19 protein-coding genes and 1 pseudogene are annotated in these 20,691 nt (G+C 68.5%); 11 read left to right on the top strand and 9 right to left on the bottom strand.

Annotation, left to right across the window (positions count from 1 at the left end):
• Window positions 1-35: 35 nt before the first annotated feature.
• A complete protein-coding gene (locus AC1RRR_RS17795) occupies window positions 36-653 on the bottom strand; it encodes a nitroreductase family protein (RefSeq protein ID WP_492815161.1) in 618 nt (205 codons plus the stop codon).
• Here AC1RRR_RS17795 and AC1RRR_RS17800 point away from each other — a divergent pair.
• From AC1RRR_RS17800 to AC1RRR_RS17810, 3 genes and pseudogenes are all read left to right on the top strand, one after another.
• Window positions 604-1,333, top strand: a pseudogene (locus AC1RRR_RS17800) (NUDIX domain-containing protein). The gene AC1RRR_RS17795 and the pseudogene AC1RRR_RS17800 overlap by 50 nt on opposite strands.
• 68 nt (window positions 1,334-1,401) lie before the next feature.
• Complete coding sequence (cysE, locus tag AC1RRR_RS17805; protein WP_492815163.1) at window positions 1,402-2,232, top strand: serine O-acetyltransferase; 831 nt, start codon at window positions 1,402-1,404, stop codon at window positions 2,230-2,232.
• On the top strand, window positions 2,232-3,017 hold the full coding sequence (locus tag AC1RRR_RS17810) for a glutaminyl-peptide cyclotransferase (RefSeq protein ID WP_492815165.1): 786 nt from the start codon (window positions 2,232-2,234) through the stop codon (window positions 3,015-3,017). Before cysE ends, AC1RRR_RS17810 begins: the two co-directional genes overlap by 1 nt.
• Window positions 3,018-3,155: 138 nt before the next feature.
• Here AC1RRR_RS17810 and AC1RRR_RS17815 read toward each other — a convergent pair whose 3' ends face one another.
• On the bottom strand, window positions 3,156-3,305 hold the full coding sequence (locus AC1RRR_RS17815) for a hypothetical protein (RefSeq protein WP_492815167.1): 150 nt from the start codon (window positions 3,303-3,305) through the stop codon (window positions 3,156-3,158).
• 73 nt (window positions 3,306-3,378) lie between these two features.
• On the opposite strand from AC1RRR_RS17815, the gene AC1RRR_RS17820 reads away from it, so the two are divergent.
• Both AC1RRR_RS17820 and AC1RRR_RS17825 read left to right on the top strand, forming a co-directional pair.
• The gene (locus AC1RRR_RS17820; protein ID WP_492815169.1) at window positions 3,379-4,347 is read left to right on the top strand and encodes a LysR substrate-binding domain-containing protein; all 969 of its coding nucleotides are present in this window, start codon (window positions 3,379-3,381) and stop codon (window positions 4,345-4,347) included.
• Between the two features lie 16 nt (window positions 4,348-4,363).
• Window positions 4,364-4,570, top strand: coding sequence for a DUF3126 family protein (locus AC1RRR_RS17825; RefSeq protein ID WP_454714615.1), 207 nt, complete (start codon window positions 4,364-4,366; stop codon window positions 4,568-4,570).
• A gap of 22 nt (window positions 4,571-4,592) precedes the next feature.
• Here AC1RRR_RS17825 and AC1RRR_RS17830 read toward each other — a convergent pair whose 3' ends face one another.
• The gene (locus tag AC1RRR_RS17830) at window positions 4,593-5,864 is read right to left on the bottom strand and encodes an MFS transporter (protein WP_492815171.1); all 1,272 of its coding nucleotides are present in this window, start codon (window positions 5,862-5,864) and stop codon (window positions 4,593-4,595) included.
• 76 nt (window positions 5,865-5,940) lie between these two features.
• Here AC1RRR_RS17830 and AC1RRR_RS17835 point away from each other — a divergent pair, with 76 nt between their 5' ends.
• Entirely contained in the window at window positions 5,941-6,555 is a 615-nt protein-coding gene (locus AC1RRR_RS17835) for a TetR/AcrR family transcriptional regulator (protein ID WP_492815173.1), read from the top strand.
• Window positions 6,556-6,563: 8 nt separating this feature from the next.
• A complete protein-coding gene (locus AC1RRR_RS17840; RefSeq protein ID WP_492815175.1) occupies window positions 6,564-7,250 on the top strand; it encodes a GNAT family N-acetyltransferase in 687 nt (228 codons plus the stop codon).
• A gap of 219 nt (window positions 7,251-7,469) precedes the next feature.
• On the opposite strand, the gene AC1RRR_RS17845 is transcribed toward AC1RRR_RS17840, so the two are convergent.
• Together AC1RRR_RS17845 and AC1RRR_RS17850 are read right to left on the bottom strand one after the other, a co-directional pair.
• On the bottom strand, window positions 7,470-9,464 hold the full coding sequence (locus tag AC1RRR_RS17845; RefSeq protein WP_492815177.1) for an OPT family oligopeptide transporter: 1,995 nt from the start codon (window positions 9,462-9,464) through the stop codon (window positions 7,470-7,472).
• 84 nt (window positions 9,465-9,548) lie between these two features.
• On the bottom strand, window positions 9,549-10,352 hold the full coding sequence (locus AC1RRR_RS17850) for a PhoH family protein (protein ID WP_492815179.1): 804 nt from the start codon (window positions 10,350-10,352) through the stop codon (window positions 9,549-9,551).
• 312 nt (window positions 10,353-10,664) lie between these two features.
• Between AC1RRR_RS17850 and AC1RRR_RS17855 the strand changes: the two genes are divergently transcribed.
• The 3 genes from AC1RRR_RS17855 to AC1RRR_RS17865 all read left to right on the top strand — a co-directional run bounded on the left by AC1RRR_RS17855 (window position 10,665) and on the right by AC1RRR_RS17865 (window position 14,230).
• A complete protein-coding gene (locus tag AC1RRR_RS17855; RefSeq protein WP_492815181.1) occupies window positions 10,665-11,198 on the top strand; it encodes a gamma carbonic anhydrase family protein in 534 nt (177 codons plus the stop codon).
• Between the two features lie 410 nt (window positions 11,199-11,608).
• Window positions 11,609-13,276: a choline dehydrogenase gene (locus tag AC1RRR_RS17860; protein ID WP_492815183.1), complete on the top strand. Its 1,668-nt coding sequence runs from the start codon at window positions 11,609-11,611 to the stop codon at window positions 13,274-13,276.
• 9 nt (window positions 13,277-13,285) lie between these two features.
• Window positions 13,286-14,230, top strand: a complete 945-nt coding sequence (locus tag AC1RRR_RS17865; RefSeq protein WP_492815185.1) for an aldo/keto reductase — start codon at window positions 13,286-13,288, stop codon at window positions 14,228-14,230.
• Here AC1RRR_RS17865 and AC1RRR_RS17870 read toward each other — a convergent pair.
• Window positions 14,227-14,772: a PAS domain-containing protein gene (locus tag AC1RRR_RS17870; RefSeq protein ID WP_492815187.1), complete on the bottom strand. Its 546-nt coding sequence runs from the start codon at window positions 14,770-14,772 to the stop codon at window positions 14,227-14,229. The genes AC1RRR_RS17865 and AC1RRR_RS17870 overlap by 4 nt on opposite strands.
• A 173-nt stretch (window positions 14,773-14,945) precedes the next feature.
• On the opposite strand from AC1RRR_RS17870, the gene AC1RRR_RS17875 reads away from it, so the two are divergent.
• Window positions 14,946-15,878, top strand: a complete 933-nt coding sequence (locus AC1RRR_RS17875) for a hypothetical protein (RefSeq protein WP_492815189.1) — start codon at window positions 14,946-14,948, stop codon at window positions 15,876-15,878.
• A 58-nt stretch (window positions 15,879-15,936) separates the two neighbouring features.
• Here AC1RRR_RS17875 and AC1RRR_RS17880 read toward each other — a convergent pair whose 3' ends face one another.
• From AC1RRR_RS17880 to AC1RRR_RS17890, 3 genes are all read right to left on the bottom strand, one after another.
• A complete protein-coding gene (locus AC1RRR_RS17880) occupies window positions 15,937-18,858 on the bottom strand; it encodes a M16 family metallopeptidase (RefSeq protein WP_492815191.1) in 2,922 nt (973 codons plus the stop codon).
• Between the two features lie 113 nt (window positions 18,859-18,971).
• Window positions 18,972-20,090 (bottom strand): DUF2336 domain-containing protein, encoded by a 1,119-nt coding sequence (locus AC1RRR_RS17885; protein WP_492815193.1) that lies wholly within the window; start codon window positions 20,088-20,090, stop codon window positions 18,972-18,974.
• Window positions 20,057-20,665 (bottom strand): hypothetical protein, encoded by a 609-nt coding sequence (locus AC1RRR_RS17890; RefSeq protein WP_492815195.1) that lies wholly within the window; start codon window positions 20,663-20,665, stop codon window positions 20,057-20,059. Before AC1RRR_RS17890 ends, AC1RRR_RS17885 begins: the two co-directional genes overlap by 34 nt.
• Between the last annotated feature and the right edge of the window lie 26 nt (window positions 20,666-20,691).

Consider the following 20,691-nt stretch of genomic DNA (forward strand, 5'->3'; position numbering starts at 1 on the left):
CACTCTCCTGCTGAGTTCAGAAGAAACGCCCCGCTCTAGGCCGGGCTCCATTCCGTGGTGATCGCCGCCACGTCCGGACGCACCCGCTCCTGCGGTTGCTCGGTGGACGTGCCCAGATAGAGGTAGCCCGCCACCTGTTCGCCCTCGGCCAGGCCCAGGATCGCCGTGGCGCGCGGGTCGTAGCTGTACCAGTCGGTAATCCAATTGGCGCCCCAGCCCAGAGCGGCGGCGGCCAATAGCATTTGATGGCAGACCGCCGAGGCGCTCTGGCGCTGCTCCCACTCGGGGATCTCGCCCGGGATGAAGCGGGAGATCACGGCCACGGCCACCGGCGGGCGGGTCAGCTTGCGCAGGGCGGCGTTGGCCTTCACCGGATTGGCCTGGCTGTCGGCCAGCTTGGTGATCTGTTCAGCGAAGGCGTCCTTGGCCGCGCCTTGCAGGATCACGAACCGCCACGGAGCCAGCTTGCCGTGGTCGGGCACGCGGGCGGCCAGGCGCAGGATGTCGGCCAACTGGGCCTTGTCGGGCCCCGGCGCGGCCAGGGTCATGGCCGAGGCCGACCGACGCTTGGCCAGGAAGGCGACGACCTCGGGCGACGCCTCGATCGGCAGCGTTTCGGCGAATTCGGGAGCAGGGGGTACGGCGCCAGCCAAGACGTTATCTCCGAAGCATTGTAAGCCGCACACCTATGGCCGCCCGGCGGCCGCCACAAGTCGCGAGCCCTCGCATGTCCGAAAAGCCCGCCTGGCTGAAGCCGCACGGAAAGCCCTGGGGCGTCTCGTCCAGTCAAGTCGTATACGACAACCCCTGGATCACCTTGACCGAGTACCAGGCCATCGCTCCGACGGGTCGGCCGGCGCTGTACGGCAAGGTCGGCTTCAAGAACCAGGCGATCGGCGTCGTGCCCCTGCACGCGGACGGCACGGTGACCCTGGTCGGCCAGAACCGTTTCAGCCTCGCCAACTACAGCTGGGAACTGCCCGAGGGCGGCGCGCCGCACGGCGAAGACCCGCTGGACGGCGCCAAGCGCGAACTGGCCGAGGAGGTGGGGCTGCAAGCCGCCGACTGGCGCCAGATCCTGCGGATGGAGCTGTCGAACTCCGTCACCGACGAGATCTGTCACGGCTTCCTGGCCATGGACCTATCGCCTGTACAGGGTGAGCCGGACGAGACCGAGGACCTCGCCGTCGCCCGCGTGCCGTTCCGCGAGGCGCTGGAGGCGGCGACCGCTGGCCATATGCCCGACGCAATCACGGTGGCGCTATTGCTCCGGACGCACCATATGGCCGTTCGAGGGGAGCTGCCGGCCGCTTTGGCCGCTTTGATCCTCTGAGTTTGAGAGTAGGAGCATCTTTATTGAAGATGCTCTATGAGTACGCCTGCAGGGAAGGGAGAGCCCCGATGGCCAAGCCTTTGGAAGTGGTGACATCCGAGACGGAAATCTCTGTCTGGGCGGCGCTGCGCAACCAAGCCGAACATGCGGCCAAGGACGAACCGGCCCTGGCCTCGCTGCTGAATGCGGTGATCCTGAGCCACGACAACCTGGCCGACGCCCTGACCTTCCAGCTTGCCCGCAAGCTGGGCGACCAGGAGATGCGGGCGATGACGGCGCGCGAGTTCGCCGCCGACGCCTTCGAGAGCGATCCGTCCCTGGTCGAGGCCGCCGAGGCCGACCTGAAGGCGGTGTTCGAGCGTGACCCGGCCTGCAAGGGCTATGTCCAGCCGTTCCTGTTCTTCAAGGGTTTCCTGGCGCTGCAGACCCACCGCGTGTCGCACTGGCTGTGGAACCAGGGCCGCGAGACCCTGGCCTTCTACCTGCAAAGCCGCGCCAGCGAGATCTTCCAGGTCGACATCAATCCCGCCGCCAAGATCGGCAAGGGCGTGTTTATCGACCACGGCACCGGCATCGTCATCGGCGAGACCGCGGTGGTCGGCGACGACGTCTCGATGCTGCACGGCGTGACGCTGGGCGGCACCGGCGCCGACCGCGGCGACCGTCACCCCAAGATCGGCAAGGGCGTCCTGCTGGGCGCCGGCGCCAAGGTGCTGGGCAACATCACCATCGGCGACTACGCCAAGATCGCCTCGGGCTCGGTGGTGCTGCGTCCCGTGCCGCCGCATTGCACGGCCGCCGGCGTTCCGGCCCGCCTGGTCAACTGCCCGACCTGCGAGGAACCGGCCCGGACCATGGACCATACCCTGGCCGAGACCGTCTACTCGTACGAGATCTGATGCGCTCCATCCTGCGTAGTCTGAGCGGCGTTCTGCTGGCGGTCGCCCTGACCGCCTGCGCGCCTGCATCTCGCGCCGCCACCGCGCCGGTCGGCGGCTATACGGTCGTGAAGGCCTATCCGCACGACACCAACGCCTTCACCGAAGGGCTGTTCTACCGCGACGGCTTCATCTTCGAGAGCACGGGCCTGAAGGGCCGGTCGTTCATCCGCAAGTGGAACCTCGAGACCGGCGTCTCCGAACAGGAGCGCATCGTCGACAGCCGTTATTTCGGCGAGGGCATCGTCGACTGGAAGAACCGGCTGTACGAGCTGACCTGGACCGACGAGACCGGGATCATCTACGACATCGACACGTTCGAGCGGATCGGCGAGTTCAGCTATCCGGGCGAGGGCTGGGCCCTGACCCGCGACGACAAGCGGCTGATCATGAGCGACGGCACCTCGTTCATTCGCTTCCTGGACCCCGACACCCTGAAGGAAACCGGCCGCATCGAGGTCACCGACCACGGCGTGCCGGTGCGCAATCTCAACGAGCTGGAATGGGTGAAGGGCGAGCTGCTGGCCAATGTCTGGCAGACTACCCGCATCGCCCGCATCGATCTGGCGACCGGCAATGTCACGGGCTGGATCGAGCTGGCGGGCCTCTTGAAGGAAGCCGGGGTCACCGGGACCCAGGACGACGTGCTGAACGGCATCGCCTATGACGCGGCCAAGGACCGGCTGTTCGTCACCGGCAAGCTGTGGCCCAAGCTGTTCGAAATAAAACTCACGCCGGCGAAGTGAGGCGCGGAACCGCGTTCGGGGAGTGGCGTTTATCTCATGTCCGCCCCTCTACGCCCCCCCGACCTAGTGGGCGGACCTGGGCCCCAGCCGCGAGACGCGCTGGGGCCCAACCCTTATCTGGGGGTATTCTTCTGGAGCCTAGCTGTCCTTCTGGGCGCAGGCCGGGGCCTTTCCCTTCAGTGAGATTTGCTCGACATCCGGCGGCGGCTTGACCGTCAGGCCGTAGATCACGGCGGTCCAGATCGCCATCAGGGCCAGGACCTGGGGGAGGGTGATGCGGTTGGGCATGCGCGCGACTATCCATCGGTTGCACCGCTCGGGATAACGACTTATCGGTCGGCCTTCTGTGAGGTTTCTTCACATGGCCCGCCGTCAGCTGCCGTCCCTGAACGCCCTGCGCGCCTTCGAGGCGTTCGGCCGGCATGGGCGCATGACCCTGGCCGCCGACGAGCTGTGCGTGACCCACGGCGCGGTCAGCCGCCAGATCCGCCAGCTGGAAGAGCATCTGGGCGTACCCCTGACCGAGGGGCCGCGCTCGCGCCTGCGGATGACGGAAGCGGGCCTCAAGCTGGCCCAGGCCCTGTCGCCGGCCTTCGACCAGATCGAGGCGGCCGTGCCGCGTCCGGTCGAGGCGGGGCCAAGATCGCTGGTCGTCTCGTGCCTGCCGACCTTCGCCATGAAATGGCTGATCCCGCGCCTGCCCAGCTTCCAGGCCGCCTATCCGGACATCCCGGTGCGGGTGGCCGAGTCCAACGGGCCGTTCGACTTCAAGGCCGACGGTATCGACCTGGCGGTGCGCATGCGTCGGGCGGACGATCGCGACTACGCGGACTCGGCGGCCTACCCGTTCCTCCGTCACTTCCATGGACCCGTGATGGCCCCGGAGCTGGCCGCCGCGGGGCCGGCCACGTTCGCGCGGATCTGCGGACTGCCGCGCCTCTTGACCCGTACCTATCTGCAGAGCTGGCCCGACTGGATCCACGACCTGGGCGCGGCGGGCCTGCCGCCGGCGCCCAGCGAGCAGGAGTTCGACCACTATTTCTACATGCTGGAAGCCGCCGCCGCCGGCCTGGGCGTCGCGGTCGCCCCTTGGGCCTTCGTGCAGCGCGACCTGGCCAGCGGACGCCTGGTGGCGCCCTTAGGCTTCGCACGGGGCGAGACCCGGATCGTGGCTCTGACGCCTCGCGAGGAGGCCACGCCGGGGGCCATCCTGTTCCGCGATTGGCTGCTGGCGGAAGGAGCGTCCACACCTGATCCGCCGGAAGCGCTTGCGCCGTCCGCGTCGGACGCTAGTTTCGCCCCGATAACGCGCTCCCGGGCGCTCAGCTAGAAACGAGAGGCCCCCCGTGGACGCCAACGACATCGCCAAGCTCGAAAAGCACCTGAAGCGCACCTTCGGCAACCCGCACATCGCCGTGAAGGCGCGCCCGAAGCAGAAGGACTCGGCCGAGGTCGAAGTCGCCGGCGAATTCATCGGCGTGGTCTTCCAGGACGAGGACGAGGACGGCTCGTTCATGTTCGAAATGGCCATCCTGGGCGAAGACCTGGACTAACGGTCCCTGACCGCCGCGCGCCTCAGGCCATGACTGGCTTGGGGATCGCGCGGCGGATCATCAGCGACGCGACGCCGGCGATCAGGCCCGCCGAGCCGGCGATGATGAAGGCCTCGACATATTGGCCTTGGCTGGCGCGAATGACGCCCGCCCCGATGGCCGCCGTGGCCGCGCCCAGTTGGTGGCCGGCCGCGATCCAGCCGAACACGATAGGGCCGTCGCGCTCGCCGAAGGCCTCGGTGGACAGGCGCACGGTCGGCGGCACGGTCGCCAGCCAGTCCAGCCCGTAGAACACAGCGAACGCCGACAGGCTGACCACCGAGAAGTCCGAGAAGGGCAGGTAGATCAGCGAGAGCCCGCGCAGCACGTAGTAGACGAAGAGCAGCTTGCGCGCGTCGTAGCGGTCGGTCAGCCAGCCCGAGGCGGTGGTGCCGAACAGATCGAACAGCCCCATCAGCGCCAGCAGGCCGGCGGCCTTGACCTCGGGCATGCCCCGGTCGCCGCAGAAGGCGATCATGTGCACGCCGACCAGGCCGTTGGTAGTCAGGCCACAGATGAAGAAGCCCAGGAACAAGAGCCAGAAGGTCCGGGTCTTGGCCGCGCGGCCCAGGGCGCCGAACGCATAGGCCAGGGCGTTGCCGGCGTTGACGCGCTCGGGCTCCTGGTAGTCGTCGCCCGCGCCGTAGGGCTTGAGGCCCACGTCCGAGGGGCGCTCGGGGATCAGCAGCCACATCAGCGGCGCCAGCACCAGGGTGACCAGCGAGACGGTCAGCACCACCGGCTTCCAGCCGCCGTGGTCGGCGATCAGGGCCATGCCGGGCAGGAAGATCAGCGAGCCGGTCGCGGTCGAGGCCGCCAAGAGGCCCATCATCACCCCGCGCCGCGCGACGAACCAGCGGTTCACCACCGTCGCCCCCAGCACCATGGCCACCGCGCCGCTGCCGACCCCGGCCATCACGCCCCAGGTCGCCACATATTGCCAGGAGGTCGTCATGAAGGCCGAGAGGCCGGTCGAGACCGACATCAGCACCAGGGCCAGGGTCACCGTCCGGCGCAGGCCGAACGAATTCATCAGCGCCGCCGCGAAAGGCCCCGTGAGGCCGTACAGGAAGATGCCGATGCCCGCGGCCACCGAGATCGAGGCGCGGTCCCAGCCGAACGCCTTCTCCAGCGGCAGGATCAGCACGCCCGGCGCGGCGCGCAGGCCGGCGGCCGACAGGAGGGCGAGGAAGATCGCCCCGGCGACCACGAAGGCGTAGTTCTGCCCGAAGGGGCGGCGGCTTGCGGTTGGCATGTCGTCTCTCGATGTAACCGATCGGTACGGGCTTGAAGTGCTACATACGTACCGGTAAGTAACATCGTCAAGAGCCATGTCAGACCGAACGCCAGAAGAACGACTGAACGGGCCGTACGCGGCCACGCCGCGCGCCGCCGAACGCATCTTCGACACGGCGCGCGAGCTGTTCTATCGCGAGGGTATCCGCGCGGTCGGGGTCGACGAGATCGTCACCAAGGCGGGCGTGACCAAGCCCAGCCTGTACCGCAGCTACAAGTCCAAGGACGAACTGGTCGCCGCCGTGCTGCGCGAGGTCGAGGCCGGCTTCTGGGACCGCTTCGAGGCGGCCGAGGCCCTGTATCCGAACGACGCCAAGGCCCAGATGATCGCCTATTTCCAGGTGCTGGCCGACCGCTCGGGCGGCGACGACTATCGCGGCTGCAACCTGTCCAACGCGGTGGTCGAGTATCCGGACCGCCAGCATGCCGGCCGGCAGGTCTCGCAGGTCCACAAGCAGGACCTGCGCGAGCGCCTGCACGCCAAGGCCGCCGAGATGGGCGCGAGCGATCCCAGGGCGATGGGCGATGCTTTGATGCTGCTGATCGAGGGGGTCTTCACCTCCAGCCAGATGTTCGACGGCGACGACAAGCCGGCCAAGGCGGTGGTCGGCGCGGTGAAGGCGTTGATCGCGGCCTACTGTCCCGCTTGAATGGCGTCATGACCGCTCACATCCTCGACCGTCCCGTCTTCGCAACCCTGAACGGCCGCCAGGGCCATCTGGCCGTGCGCCGGGACGGCGCGGTGCGGATGGATCCCGACTACGGCCTGTTCGCCGCCACGGTCGACCGCAGCCCCGAGAGCCTGGCCGCGCTGGGCGAGTTGGTGCGCGAGATGGGGACTGTGGGTCTGGTCGAGCTCGACACCCCGCCGGCGCCGCCAGGAACCGAGATTGTCTCCAACGCCCTGTGCCTGCAGATGGTCGCCGAGACCGTCGCGCCGGCCTGGGACGTGGCCTTCGACATGCTGGCGCTGGGCGATGCTGACGCCGCCGAGATGCTGGCCCTGGCCACCCTGACCAAGCCCGGCCCGTTCTTCACCCGCACCCACCAGCTGGGCGACTTCATCGGCGTGCGGGTCGACGGCCAGCTGGTCGCCATGGCCGGCCAGCGCATGCGCCCCGACGGCTTCACCGAGGCCAGCGGCGTCTGCGTCCACCCCGACCATCGCGGCAAGGGCTACGCAGCGAGGCTGCTGCGCGAGGTCACGGCGCGGATTCTGGCGACGGGCGAGAAGGCCTTCCTGCACAGCTATGCGGACAACGCCACGGCGATCGGGCTGTACGAGTCGCTGGGCTATCGCGGGCGCGCCGAGGTGCGCTTCACGATCCTGAAGGCGGCGGAGTAGGGGTTTAGCGCCCCCTCCGTCTCGCTGCGTATCCGCAGCGATCCACCTCCCCCGTTTCACGGGTGAGGAGGCTGCCGCTTCTTTCCTGCCCCGCTTGCGGGGGAGGTGGCGCGGCGCCGATAGGCGACGTGACGGAGGGGGCGCTAGCTCTGCGCTCAACGAAAAACCCCGGAAGGCGAGGCCCTCCGGGGTTTCTTGTTTCGACCAGGCTTGAAAGCCCTAAGCCTCCAGCGCCTTCGCGCCGGCCTTGCGGGCCCAGCGGTACAGGCCGATGACCACGAACGCCGCCGCGATCAGCGACAGGATCATGCCGACGTGTTCGGGCGGGGCGAAGGGCAGGGCCAAGGGCTCGCCCTTGTTGGTGGTGACGATCAGCAGGGCCAGGGCCACGTTGAACAGGCTCTCGCCGACGATGAAGCCCGAGGCGATCAGCACGCCCAGGCGCTTGGCCGGCTCGGCCGCGCGGTCCTTGGCGACGATCTTCTCGAACAGCCAGCCGGCCACGGCGCCGACCACGACCGGGGCGGTGACCGACGATGGCAGGTAGATGGCCAGGCCCACGCCCAGGGGCGGCAGGCTGTAGCGGTCCTTGCTGGTCTTGCGCAGGATGGTGTCGACGGCCACCAGGGCAAGGCCGATCAGGGCGCCGACGCCCAGCAGGGTCCAGTTCAGGTCGCCGCCCAGCACGCCCTTGGCCAGGGTCGAGATCAGGGTGGCTTGCGGCGCGGCCAGGGGCTCGTCCGAGATGGCCTGCAGGTTCGGCGCGCCGGCGAAGCCGTTCGAGCGGTTCAGCAGTTCCAGCACGAACGGGATGACCACGGCGCCCGAGATGACGCCGATGATCAGGCCGACCTGCTGCTTCCACGGGGTGGCGTCGACCAGCTGGCCGGTCTTGAGGTCCTGCAGGTTGTCGTTGGCGACGACGGCCACGGCCAGGACGCAGGTGGTGGCGTAGAGGGCGAAGGCGACCAGGGCCTTGGTGACGTCGGGACCGACCACGCCGCGGCCGACCATGCCGACCATCAGCGAGGCGCCCAGCACGGTCAGGATGGCGATGCCCGAGACGGGGCTGTTGGACGAGCCGATCAGGCCGGCCATGTAGCCGCAGACGGCGGCGGCCAGCAGGCCGGCGACGATCAGGTAGCCGATGCCGATGGCGACCAGCGGCACGGTCAGGCTGGCGATCGGGCCGCCGACCAGGAAGTGGGCCAGGAACCAGCCGGCCGGCGCCATCAGGATCAGCGAGACGACGCCGACGATGCCGATCGGGATGTCCTGCTCGACGCGGGGGATGTCGCCATCGCCGCTCTTGCGGGCCTTGGCGGCTTCCAGGGCCGACTTCAGGCCGGCGGTGATCGGACCGACCAGCTTGCCCAGGGTCCAGATGGCGGCGGCGCCGATGACGCCCGCGCCCAGGAAGCGCACCTGGGTCTTCCAGACGGTCAGGGCGTGGGTGGCGGCGTCCGCGCCCGGCATCGGGGTGGCGACGGTCAGGATCGGCACCAGGATCGCCCAGGCGATGAACAGGCCGGCGAACATGGCGACGCCGACGGTGATGCCCATCAGGTGGCCCGCGCCCATCAGGGCCAGCGAGCTGGAGGCGCCCAGGCCCGACGCGCCCGCGCCGGCCTTGAACTTGAAGTAGCCCGCGACCTCGGCGGCGAACAGCTTGGCGGCGGCCAGGGCGCCGAACAGGGCCGAAGCGATCGCGCCCATGCTGACGGCGGCCAGGCCCGCCTTGCCCTCGGCCTGACCTTCACGCGACCCGGTGCCGACTTTCAGCACCTCGGCGGCGGCGACGCCTTCGGGGTAGGGGAGGTTGGAGTTGGTCACCAGGGCCCGGCGCAGGGGGATGGTGTACATGACGCCCAGGATGCCGCCGACGGCGCAGGCGCCGAAGGTGGGCAGGAACGGCACGTTCGACCACCAGCCGATCATCAGCAGGCCCGGCAGGACGAAGATCACCGACGACAGCGTGCCCGCAGCCGAGGCGATCGTCTGGACGATGTTGTTTTCCTGGATGGTCGAGGTCTTGAACGCCCGCAGCAGGGCCATCGAGATGACGGCGGCGGGGATCGAAGTGGCGAAGGTCAGGCCGACCTTGAGGCCCAGATAGACCTGGGCCGCCGTGAAGACGAGGGTGATCAGGACGCCGAGGAGGACCCCTCTGAGGGTCAATTCCGTGCGCGGCGCGGGTAGGTCGGCCATGAACATGTCCAAAAAAGTATTAAGGCGGCCGGACCTTGCACGTCCGACCGCCTCAAACTCAAGTGCTCAGTTCAAACCAGTGTTACAAATTTACAGGACGCCCAGCATCTCCGCGACCAGCGGGTGGCGGACGATGTCGCGGTCGGCCAGGCGAACCACGGCGATGTTGGCGACCTCGTCGAACCGGGCGGCGACGTCGGCCAGGCCCGAAATGCCCGGCAGCAGGTCCGACTGGTTCGGGTCGCCCGTGACGACCATGGTCGAGTGCCAGCCCAGGCGGGTCAGCAGCATCTTCAGCTGCATGTAGGTGCAGTTCTGGGCCTCGTCGATCACCACGAAGGCGTTGTTCAGGGTGCGGCCGCGCATGAAGCCGACCGGAGCGATCTCGATCGCGCCCTCGGCCATCAGGGCCCGCATGCGCTTCACGGAGAGACGATCCGTCAGGGCGTCGTAGAGCGGGCGCAGATACGGGGCCAGCTTGTCTTCCATGTCGCCCGGCAGGTAGCCGATCGACTCGCCGGCCTCGACGGCGGGGCGCGACAGCACGATGCGGCTGACCTTGCCGGCTTCCAGCGCTTCGACGGCCTTGGAGATGGCGATGTAGGTCTTGCCGGTGCCGGCCGGACCCAGGGCCATGACCAGGTTCTTCTCGTCGATGGCTTCCATCAACTGGGCCTGGCCTGGCGATTTGGGTTTTATGGTTTTTAGGTAGCTCTGATCGCGCTCTGGATTGTTCGGCGCGCCGTCATGCCCAAGCGGATTCCACGCGTTCCCACGCTCGCGAACATCGATCGGCAGGCGACGCACCTTGGCGTCATCACCGTAGTGGCCGGTCTCATACGCGCCTTCGCGCGCCATCCGCTTCAGGGCTCGCTTGGTCATCAAAGCCTCCATGAGGGCAATAAAAAAGGACGAGGCCAAAAGGCGTCGTCCTTGTCGGTGAGCTGGAAGATGGAGACGAAGTCGCGTGCGCGGCGAGGCGGCCCGGAGGGGCTTCCGATAGGCGGTGCTGTACGCCGGAACGCCAAGAGCGACACCTTCTTCGTCAGCGGGTGGGCCGATGGCGGTGGTCGCCCCCGACCCGTTACGAGAGAAGAATCATCCCGCTGGAGGAATGTTCCCTCTCGAATCGCACGACTACAATGGGGCATCGTGGTTTCCGAGTGGTTAACCGAGAAATCGCGCCCAAGAAAACGAGGCATACGGATGACTGTCTATTCCCTGGGCGCCCTTGTGCCCACGCTTCCGGCACAGGACGAATACTGGATCGCGCCGACCGCCAGCGTGATGGGCAATGTGATTCTCAAGAAGAACGCCAGTATTTGGTGGGGCAGTGTCGTGCGCGGGGACAACGATCCGATCACCATCGGCGAGAACAGCAACGTCCAGGACGGCTCGGTTCTCCATACTGATCTTGGCGTTCCCCTGACCATTGGCGCGAACGTGACCATCGGTCACATGGTGATGCTTCACGGCTGCACGATCGGCGACGGCTCGCTGATCGGCATTGGGTCGGTGGTCTTGAATGGCGCGAAGATCGGGAAGAACTGCCTGATCGGCGCCGGCGCCCTGATCACCGAAGGCAAGGAGATCCCCGACAACTCGATGGTCATGGGCGCGCCGGGCAAGGTGGTCCGCGAGGTCAGCGAGCACCACACCATGATCCTGCAAGGCTCGGCCCTGCACTATGTCGAGAACTGGAAGCGCTACGTTCGGGATCTGAAGATCGTGGAGGGGTAGCCCAATATTGTCATCCCGGCCGCAGCGCAGCGAAGAGCCGGGACCGCAACAAGCTCAGAGCTTCCGGCGGTCCCGGCTCGGCGTGCTGCGCACTTGGCCGGGATGACAGTTTTCAACGAAGCTAGGGAGCGCCACCCGCTGCTTGGGGGGATGCGAGGCGGCGCTCCCGCTTCCCGCGCGGGCACGTGCGCGAGAAGGGCCCGCCGCGAGGAGGCGTCCAGACGCGGCGAGACGATGCGGCCATCGCCGCGTTCCATACGTCTATAGGTAGTATTAGCGCTAATCGAGTTGAGTTGAAATCTAGAACACGCGTTTCCCGACAGGATTCCTCGGGGAACCTTGCGCGCCGCCCAAAGCCGGATCACTGTCTGCCTTAACAATGATAACCTTCGAGGGAGGGCGTCGGGGCCATGGCCAGCGAACGCTATGATTACGTCGTCATCGGCGCGGGTTCGGCCGGCTGCGTGCTGGCCGCGCGGCTGACGGAAGATCCCAATATCAAGGTCCTGCTGCTGGAGGCCGGCGGCAAGAACAGCTCGATCCTGGTGCGGATGCCGGCGGGCGTGGGCCAGCTGATCAAGGACAAGGGCGAGCAGAACTGGGGCTTCTGGACCGAGGCCGAGCCGCACCTGAACGATCGCAAGCTGTGGTGGCCGCGCGGCAAGGGCCTGGGCGGGTCCTCGGCGATCAACGGCATGATCTATATCCGCGGCCATGCGCGCGACTACGACCAGTGGCGGCAGATGGGCCTCTCCGGCTGGTCCTATGCCGAGGTGCTGCCGTACTTCAAACGCTCGGAGCACCACCACGCGGGCGGCGACGCCTATCACGGCGGAAGCGGTCCGCTGCGGGTGTCGAAGGGCGAGAGCGACAGCCCGTTCTACGGCGCGCTGGTCGAGGCCGGCCGCCAGGCGGGCTACAAGACCACCAAGGACTTCAATGGCTTCCAGCAGGAGGGCTTCGGCCCCTACGACCTGACCATCCACGACGGCAAGCGCTGGAGCGCGGCCATGGCCTACCTCACCCAGGCCCTGGCGCGTCCGAACCTGACCGTCGCGACCGAGGCCCGCACGACCCGGATCATCGTCGAGAAGGGCCGCGCGGTCGGCGTCGACTACGTGGTCGGCAAGGCCGCCGAGAAGCAGACCGCCTATGCCGACGCCGAAGTTCTGCTGAGCGCCGGCGCGGTGCAGTCGCCGCACATCCTGCAACTGTCGGGGATCGGCGCGCCGGAGGACCTGAAGGCCCATGGCATCGCCGTGGTCCACGAGTCCAAGGGCGTCGGCGCCAACCTGCAGGACCACCTGGACGTCTGCGTTTCGTGGACGGCCAAGAACCTCAAGACCGCCTATTCGGCCAACAAGGGTCTGAACAAGCTGGGCGTGGGCCTGTCCTACATGCTGATGGGCAAGGGCCTGGGCCGGCAGCAGTTCCTGGAGAGCGGCGCGTTCCTGAAGTCGCGGCCCGACCTCGATAGGCCCGACCTGCAGATCCACGGCGTGCTGGCCATCATGCAGGACCACGGCAAGACGGTGGTCGAGAAGGACGGCTTCACTCTGCACGTCTGCCAGCTGCGGCCCGAAAGCCGGGGCAAGGTCGGCCTGCGCTCGGCCGATCCGTTCGCGGACCCGACCATCCTGGCCAACTATCTGGCCACGGACGAGGATCGTCGCGCCATCCGCGAAGGCGTGCGCATCGCCCGCGAGACGGTGGCCCAGGCCGCCTTCGATCCCTATCGCGACGCGGAATACGCGCCGGGGGCGGACGTGCGCACCGACGCCGACCTGGACGCCTGGATCCGCGCCAAGGCCGAGACGATCTACCACCCGGTCGGCACCTGCCGCATGGGTGTGGCCGGCGATCCCCTGGCGGTGGTCGACGACCAGCTGCGGGTTCAGGGGCTGCAAGGCCTGCGGGTGATCGACGCTTCGGTCATGCCGAACCTGATCGGCGGCAACACCAATGCGCCGACCCTGATGATCGCGGAGAAGGCGGCCGACCTCCTCCTTGGTAAGGCTGCGCTCTCCGCGCTAGACGTTCCGGTGTTCGAGGACGGCCGCGCCGTGGCGGCCGAATAGGGAGTTCGCATGCGTCACCGTCCCCTCGGCCGTTCCGGCCTTTCGACCGCGCCGCTGGTGTTCGGCGGCAACGTGTTCGGCTGGACGGCGGACGAGGCGACCTCGCACCGCCTGCTGGACGCCTTCGTCGACGGCGGCTTCAACGCCGTCGACACGGCCGACGTCTATTCGGCCTGGGTTCCGGGCCACGAGGGCGGCGAGTCCGAGGGGGTGATCGGGCGTTGGCTCAAGGCGGGTGGCAAGCGCGACAAGGTGCTGATCCTGACCAAGGTGGCGATGTGGCCCAAGCAGCCGGGCCTGTCGGCCGCCAATATCGAAGCGGCGGTCGAAGGGTCTCTGAAGCGGCTGCATACCGACTACATCGACCTCTACCAGTCGCACCAGGACGACGCCGACACGCCCATCGACGAGACGCTGGAAGCTTTCGACCGCCTGGTGAAGGCCGGCAAGGTGCGGGCCATCGGGGCCTCGAACTTCTCGCCCGAGCGGCTGAAGGCCAGCCTCGACACGTCCAAGGCCAAGGGGCTGGCGCGCTACGAGACGATCCAGCCGAAGTTCAACCTCTTCGATCGCGATCAGGTCGAAGGGCCGCTGGCGGATCTGACGCAGGCCGAGGGGCTGGGGATCATCCCGTTCTACGGCCTGGCCGCCGGCTTCCTGTCGGGCAAGTACCGCACCGAGGCCGACTTCGAAGGCAAGGCGCGGGCGCGGACGATCCTGCGCGACTACTGGAACGACAAGGGCCGGGCGGTGCTGGCCGCCCTGGATGAGGCGGCGGCGGAAGTCGGCGCGTCACCGGCCCAGGTGGCCCTGGCCTGGATCATGGCCCATCCGGCCGTCACCGCGCCGCTCGCCAGCGCGACCTCGGTCGAGCAGCTGGACGAACTGATGGGCGCGGCCCGGCTGGAATTGCCGAGTGACGTGTGGGCGAAACTCGACGCGGCTGGTCGCTAGGCGATCGCTCGCCCGTCCAAAGTCGCCAGGCGCAGGCGCGGCATGTCCGTATTGCCTTCGCCCAGCGGCTTGATCTCGCGGATGCCCAGCTCATAGGCCGGCCGGCCCATCAGGCGGGCCATCATGGCGATCGGGGTGTAGAGGCCCAGGAAGCGGTCGGTCTCGCCCGACGCGCCTTGCAGCGGCGCGAACAGCACCTCCATGCCCACCGAAGGAACGCCGTGCGCGCGAATATCGGCGGTGACCACCATCGGCGTGCGGCGTTTGCGCGCGACGTCCAGGGCGCTCTTCAGCTCCAGGCGATGGGCCAGGGCCCATAGCGAGAGGGCGTCCTGGCCGCGCAGGTCGCGGGCGTGCAGGTCGGAAACAAAGCCGCCGGCCAGGCGGAACGGCAGCTTGCCGCCGTCACGGCCCAGGATGAACACCTGCGGCAAGAGCTCCAGGAAATCCCCCGGATTGACGTCCGTGCGGCGGGGCAGGGCGGCGTCGCCCTTTTTGTCTCGCCAATAGTCTATCAACCGTTCCGTGCTTGGATGGAACATCGTCGTCCCCTGGCGGGTCACTCGCGGCTGGTTTTCGACCGCACGAGCCTTGCTAGGAGAACCGGGCCAAGCCCCTGACCGTCCCATTCTGGCGCAATCCAGCGGGACGGCGAGTTTCGGCCCGTTTCTTGCTTAACCATAAGCGGACCGACCCGATGCGAAGGGAACCGCCGATGAAGGCGCCGAAACTGAACACGCGAAGCTGGGTGATCGCCCTGGGCGCGCTCCTGGGCGGGCTGCTGATCGGCGGCGCGGCCTGGGCGCAGTGCAACAGCGGCTGCCCGCCGACGCCCCCTGCGTGCTGCAAGCCGCCCCCGGCGCCGCCGAAACCGCCCGCGCCGCCGACCGGCTGCTGCGGCGGTGGTGGCCACAACGTCAACATTCCCGGCGTCAATGTGAACATCGGCGCGACTGTGATCGTGAACGCAAACGCCAGCGCCACGGCCAATGCCGGCGCCAGCTCGGGCGCATCGTCCGGCGCGGGCTCGCTGGCCGGCTCGGCCGCGGGCGTCACCAACTATTACGGCGGCGGCGGTCACGGCGGCTACTATTCTGGCCCCATGGCCAGCGGCTACATCCAGGGCCTGAACGTCGAGGGCGGCGAAGCCCGCCGTCGCCAGGCCTATGAAGCCACCCGCACCCGCACGCGCCGCGTGATCATCCGCGCCGTCTGCCTAGACGACCGCGACGTGCCGCACCCGGCCTCGCAGGTCACGCCTGACCGCGAGATCGACGACCTGTACGACGGCGAGCTCTATCGCTGCATCGCCGGCTCGCGCATGCAGTACGTGATCGCCGACTATTCAGGGCAGATCGACATCTCGACCGGCGGCGGCGGCCAGACCTACATCTGCCAGAAGAACGAGGCGCTGTACCACGTGCCTGGCGCTGGCCAGGGCCAGGGCACGCTGACCTGCCGTCCGCAGCGTCCGGCCCGTGACTGCAACGAGCGCTCGCTGCTGCGCCGCTTCGGCGCCGGCGTGAAGATCCTGACGATCATCACCACCGAGAAGTACACCGCCTATCGCGAGGAGACGGTGCAGGAACGTCAGAGCCTGACCACCAGCTTCAGCCTGGACGGCGGCGTGGGCGGGGTCGTCTACTAGGACGCCGACACCCGACGGACAAAGAGAAAGGCCCCGGTTTCCACCGGGGCCTTTTTTGTTACTTCGCGGCTTCCGGCTTCACCAGCAGCAGCCACGACTTGTCGTCGCCCAGGTAGGTCTTGGCCGCCTTCTGGACGTCGGCCGGGGTGACGCGGGTCAGGCCGGCGATCACCGAGCGGGTGGCGTCCAGCAGGCGCGGGTCGTCCTGGGCGCCCGACAGCGTGCCCAGCCAGTATTCGTTGGTCACGCGGGCCTTCTCGATCGAGTCGATGCGCGGCTTCTTGGCCCGCTCCAGCTCGTCCTCGGTGATAGGCTTGTCGCGCAGGTCGGCGGCGATCTTGCGGATCGAGGCCACGACGCCGTCCAGCTTCTCGGGCGGCACCTCCATGCTGACGCCCAGATAGCCCCAATTCTTGAAGGTGACGCTGGCCGTCGACGAGGCGTTGGGCGAATAGGTCGCGCCCTGCTTCTCGCGCAGCTCGTCGATCAGCCGCAGCTGCACCACCTGGCCCAGGATCGAGACGTCGCGCGAGCGTTGCAGGTTCGAGAACAGATCGTCGGTACGCCAGGCCATGAACAGCGCGGCCTGGTCGGGACGACCCTTGTGCGTGCGCAGCACCGGCTCGGTCGCCGGGGCGGGGAACGGCGCCTTGTCGGCACCGGCCAGGGCCGGATCGCCCGGACGCTTGGGCAGGGCGCCGAAGGTGTCGGCCACGGCGGTGATGGCCTTGTCGACCGTGGTGTCGCCGACGATGACGATCTCCAGGTCGCCCTTGGTCAGCGGATTGTCGACCACGGTGCGCAGCTCGCCCAGCGAGGCGCCGGCGATCTGTTCGCGCGAGGGGAAGGTCCAGCGCTGGTCGCCATTGTGCATCAGCCCGCCCAGGTCGCGGCTGATGACGCCGCCGGTCGTGCTCTGCAGCTGGTCGTGCGCCGTGCCGTAGGCGGTCTTGACGCGGCTGAAGGCTTCCGGACGCCAGCCGGGCTCGGTGGCGAACGCGGCCAGCACCTGCAGCTCGGTCGACAGGTCTTCGGGACGTGTGCGGCCGCTCAGCACGAAGGCGTCGTCCTCGACGCCGAGGTTGGCGTTCCAGATCTTGCCGGTCAGCACGCGTTCCATGTCCTGGGACGAGATCTGCTTCAGGCCGCCCTCGATGAAGGCCGAGGCCGACCACAGGGCGCTCTGCTTGTCGGACGGCATGTCCAGCAGGCCGTGGCCGCTGCGGACCTTCACCAGCACCTGGTCGTCGCGGAACTTGGTCGGCTTGATCGTCAGCTTCACGCCGTTCTCGAAACGGACGAAGACGGTGTCCAGGTCGGTGACGTCCTTCTGCTCGGCGACCTTGCCGGTCGGGCCGAAGCTGGAATAGGGCCACACGGTCACGCCCGGCGCGGCCGGCGGGGTCACCGGCTGGCTCTTCAGGTCGTCATAGGCCTTGAGCACCGCCTGGTCGCCACCCTCGATGGCGGTGGGCGAGGCGATGGTGATCAGCGGGCCCGAGCCGGCGAAGGACGACTTCAGCACGGCCGAAACCCGCTCGGCGGTCAGGCCCTTCACCAGTTCGTCGAAGAACGCCAGGTTCTGGCTGGGCGAGGTGATCACCTCGCCGTCGCCCAGGGTGCCGACCAGCTGGTTGGCCAGGGCGGGCGTGCGCTGGGTAGCCTCGCCGGCGGCGGCGGCGACCAGGGCCGCGCGCAGGGACGCGACCTCGCGATCCAGTTCGTCCTGGCGCACACCGTACTGCACGGCGCGACGCTGTTCGGCGTCCAGCGAAGTCATGGCCTCGCGCCAGTTGCCCGGCTGGGCCGTGGCCCCGAAGGTGGTCACCCGCACCGCGCCGTACTGGTCGCCCTTGAAGGCGCCGCCGGCGATGAACGGCGGCTCGGCCGAACGACCGATGGCCTGCAGGCGGCGGTTCAGCACCGCGAAGGCCAGGTTCTCGATCATGTCGCGCTCGTCGACGGCCTTGGTCTCGAGCAGGCCGTCGGGCTTGCGCATCCAGGTCATCTGCACCGACCACGGCGCGCCGGCCTCGACCAGCAGCTTGGCGGTCGGGCCGCGCTTGGCCACGGGGCCCAGGTCAGGGTTCTTGCCGTTGGCCCCCTTGCCGGCCCAGTCGCCGAACTTGGTCTTGATCTTGGCTTCCATGGCGTCGACGTCGAAGTCGCCGACGGCCACCAGCACCGCGCGCTCGGGGCGATAGTAGGCCTCGTAGAAGTCGCGGATGCGCTGGGCGGGGGCGGACTTGAGGATCTCGGTCTTGCCGATCGGGATGCGCTTGGGCGGCAGCTGGCCTTCCATCTGCGCCGACAGGGTGCCGATGGCGACGCGGTAGCCGGGGGTGTCGCGGGTGCGCTGCTCGGACATCACGACGCCGCGCTCGCGATCGACGGCGTCGGGGGCGATGGTCAGCTCGCCGGCGGCTTCCCGCAGCAGCATCAGCGAGGTGTCGACCGTGGCGTCGTCCGACTTCGGCAGGTCCAGCTGGTAGGTGGTCTCGTCGAAGCTGGTCGAGGCGTTGGTGTCGGCCCCGAACGCCAGGCCGTGGCGCTCCAGGATCTTGATCATCTCGCCTTCAGGCACGTTCTTGGAGCCGTTGAAGGCCATGTGCTCCAGGAAGTGGGCCAGGCCCTGCTGGTCGTCGGCTTCCATCAGCGAGCCGGCGTCGAACCACATCCGCAAGCTGGCCTGGCCGGGCGGGGTGGCGTTCTTGCGGATGGCGTAACGCATGCCGTTGGACAGCGTGCCGAAGCGCCAGGACGGATCAACCGCGACGTCGGACAGTTCCTGCGCCCACTGGCCGGTCTTCAGGTCGGTGATCTTCGGACCCGACAGGGCGGGCGCTTCCGGGATCTTGGGCGCCGGCGCCGAGGCCTCGCCCTTCTTCATGAACGGCAGCGAGGGTTTGGGAACATGCGAGCAGGCGGCGACGGAAAGACCGGCGGCGGCGACGAGCGCCAAGCGCGAAGCGCTGATCATCGAGAATCCAGGGGAGAGCGATTTAAGAGGCGCGCACCTTGGCTGTCCCACATGGCGCACGCAAGGCGCGAGAGCGGCGGGTTTGCGCCTTATTCCCTCGGAACGAGAGGTGTTTAGGCCGCCGCCACGTCGCCGGTCTGGCGGCGCAGGCGCCAGAAGCGGATCGTGCGCAGGGCCGACTCTCGGGGCAGGGCGGCGTAGAGCTCGCCATAGGTCTTGGCCTTGAGCATGACGTCGTCGGTCGGCTCGAGGATCAGCAGGGCGAAGGTCAGGAACAGCGAGCGGTCGAAATCGGCCGCCTTGCAGATCACCGACAGGGCGTCCATCTCGCGCCGGTCGAGGATGCGGCGGGCGGTGTGGAAGTCGACATCAGCCATATCGGCCAGGGCGACCAGGAACAGGGTGGTCCGCTTGCCGCGCAGCATGTTGGCCAGCATCTGCGGCGAGATCTGCGCCTTGGCGCGGATGGTGCGGAACTCGGCCTCGGCCTCGGCGTGGTCGGCGGGCAGGGCGCCGTCCTCGACCGCGATACGCTTGCGGCCGGCCGACAGGGCCGCCTCCAGCGTGGCGGGATCGACGCCGGCGTTCTTCTCCATGATCCGGTCGCGCAGGCGCGCCTCGACCACGAAATACATCTCGTTCAGCAGGTCGACCGGCAGGCTGTGGCGGTCGACGACGGCGTCGTGCAGGGCCGGGTTGGCGGCGGCGCGATCGACGACGGTCTCGTGGGCGGCACGCGAGAGCACCGCGCCCTCGTTGCGCAGCAGGACGCCCAGGGTGTCGTCGTCACCACGCTCGACGATGGCGTCCGACACGGCGCTGGACACGCTGGAGCGCTGCGAGATGGCCCGCAGATGGTCCTGGCCTTGGGTGCGGGCCACGTGCAGCAGGTCTTCGTCGGTCAGCGCGGTCGAGCTGCGGAGGATCGGCTCGGCCACGGCGATCGAGCCCGAGGCCAGGGTGCGCGACACGCCGCGCGGCGCGGCCGGAGCCTCGCCCAGGCGCTCGGCCAGCTCGATCTGCACGGCTTCTTCCATTTCGCCGGCCAGCTGGCCCAGCACCTGGTCGAACAGGGCCATCTCGACGCCGTTCGCGCCGTCGGCGGCGAACAGCATGTCGGTGACGCCGCGCAGCAGCTCGCGGCGCTTGGCGCTGGAAGGCTCGTTGGCGAGCGCGATCAGGTCTTGAAGCGACTGGCTCACTGGCCGTCCTTGTCGGGTTTTGCCGACCATTCACCGTCTTCGCGCGGCTTGTCCTCGTCGTCCGGCGCACTGGCGGGCGGGGCGATCAGGACCATGCGCGGCGGACCGGCGGCGGGGATGGAATCGGGGGTCATGCCGAACTGGCGGCCGACCGAGTACGAGCGCGCGCCGACCTGGCCGTTCGGCAGGCTGGCCTGCTGCTGGGGCTGGTACAGCGGCGCCTGGGCCACGGGCGCGACCGGGGCCGGCGGGGCGTCATAGATGCTCTGCGGCAGCTCGCGGGCCTGGGGCGCCTGGGGCGCGTAGACCGGGGCCTGCGGCTGGAAGGCCTGTCGGGCTTGCGGAGCCTGCGGCGCCTGCGGGGCGGTGCGCGCCCACCAGGGCTGGGTCTGGGCGGCGGCTTGGGCGGTCGGCGCGACCATCTCGCGCTTGCCGCTCCAGCCTAGGCTGCGGCCGGTATAGGCCTGACCGCTATAGCCGGGGGCGCGGCCGCTGATCGGCTTGGCGGCCCGTTCCGGCGCGGGGCCGTAGCGGCTCTCGCGCGAGCCTTCGGCGTGCGCGGCAGTGGCGCAGGCAAGGACGGCGATGAGGACGGCGGCGCGCATGGGCGGAGTCCGGACGGAAGCTTCGA

This window comes from Caulobacter sp. GW821-FHT12D05, from assembly GCF_058807295.1.

Bases quoted from the DNA above. Each gene is read 5' to 3' on its own strand.
- cysE (WP_492815163.1), top strand. From the start codon at position 1,402: ATGGCCAAGCCTTTGGAAGTGGTGACATCCGAGACGGAAATCTCTGTC.
- AC1RRR_RS17810 (WP_492815165.1), top strand. From the start codon at position 2,232: ATGCGCTCCATCCTGCGTAGTCTGAGCGGCGTTCTGCTGGCGGTCGCC.
- AC1RRR_RS17815 (WP_492815167.1), bottom strand. From the start codon at position 3,305: ATGCCCAACCGCATCACCCTCCCCCAGGTCCTGGCCCTGATGGCGATC.
- AC1RRR_RS17820 (WP_492815169.1), top strand. From the start codon at position 3,379: ATGGCCCGCCGTCAGCTGCCGTCCCTGAACGCCCTGCGCGCCTTCGAG.
- AC1RRR_RS17830 (WP_492815171.1), bottom strand. From the start codon at position 5,864: ATGCCAACCGCAAGCCGCCGCCCCTTCGGGCAGAACTACGCCTTCGTG.
- AC1RRR_RS17835 (WP_492815173.1), top strand. From the start codon at position 5,941: ATGTCAGACCGAACGCCAGAAGAACGACTGAACGGGCCGTACGCGGCC.
- AC1RRR_RS17840 (WP_492815175.1), top strand. From the start codon at position 6,564: ATGACCGCTCACATCCTCGACCGTCCCGTCTTCGCAACCCTGAACGGC.
- AC1RRR_RS17845 (WP_492815177.1), bottom strand. From the start codon at position 9,464: ATGTTCATGGCCGACCTACCCGCGCCGCGCACGGAATTGACCCTCAGA.
- AC1RRR_RS17850 (WP_492815179.1), bottom strand. From the start codon at position 10,352: ATGGAGGCTTTGATGACCAAGCGAGCCCTGAAGCGGATGGCGCGCGAA.
- AC1RRR_RS17855 (WP_492815181.1), top strand. From the start codon at position 10,665: ATGACTGTCTATTCCCTGGGCGCCCTTGTGCCCACGCTTCCGGCACAG.
- AC1RRR_RS17860 (WP_492815183.1), top strand. From the start codon at position 11,609: ATGGCCAGCGAACGCTATGATTACGTCGTCATCGGCGCGGGTTCGGCC.
- AC1RRR_RS17865 (WP_492815185.1), top strand. From the start codon at position 13,286: ATGCGTCACCGTCCCCTCGGCCGTTCCGGCCTTTCGACCGCGCCGCTG.
- AC1RRR_RS17870 (WP_492815187.1), bottom strand. From the start codon at position 14,772: ATGTTCCATCCAAGCACGGAACGGTTGATAGACTATTGGCGAGACAAA.
- AC1RRR_RS17875 (WP_492815189.1), top strand. From the start codon at position 14,946: ATGAAGGCGCCGAAACTGAACACGCGAAGCTGGGTGATCGCCCTGGGC.
- AC1RRR_RS17880 (WP_492815191.1), bottom strand. From the start codon at position 18,858: ATGATCAGCGCTTCGCGCTTGGCGCTCGTCGCCGCCGCCGGTCTTTCC.
- AC1RRR_RS17885 (WP_492815193.1), bottom strand. From the start codon at position 20,090: ATGGTCGGCAAAACCCGACAAGGACGGCCAGTGAGCCAGTCGCTTCAA.
- AC1RRR_RS17890 (WP_492815195.1), bottom strand. From the start codon at position 20,665: ATGCGCGCCGCCGTCCTCATCGCCGTCCTTGCCTGCGCCACTGCCGCG.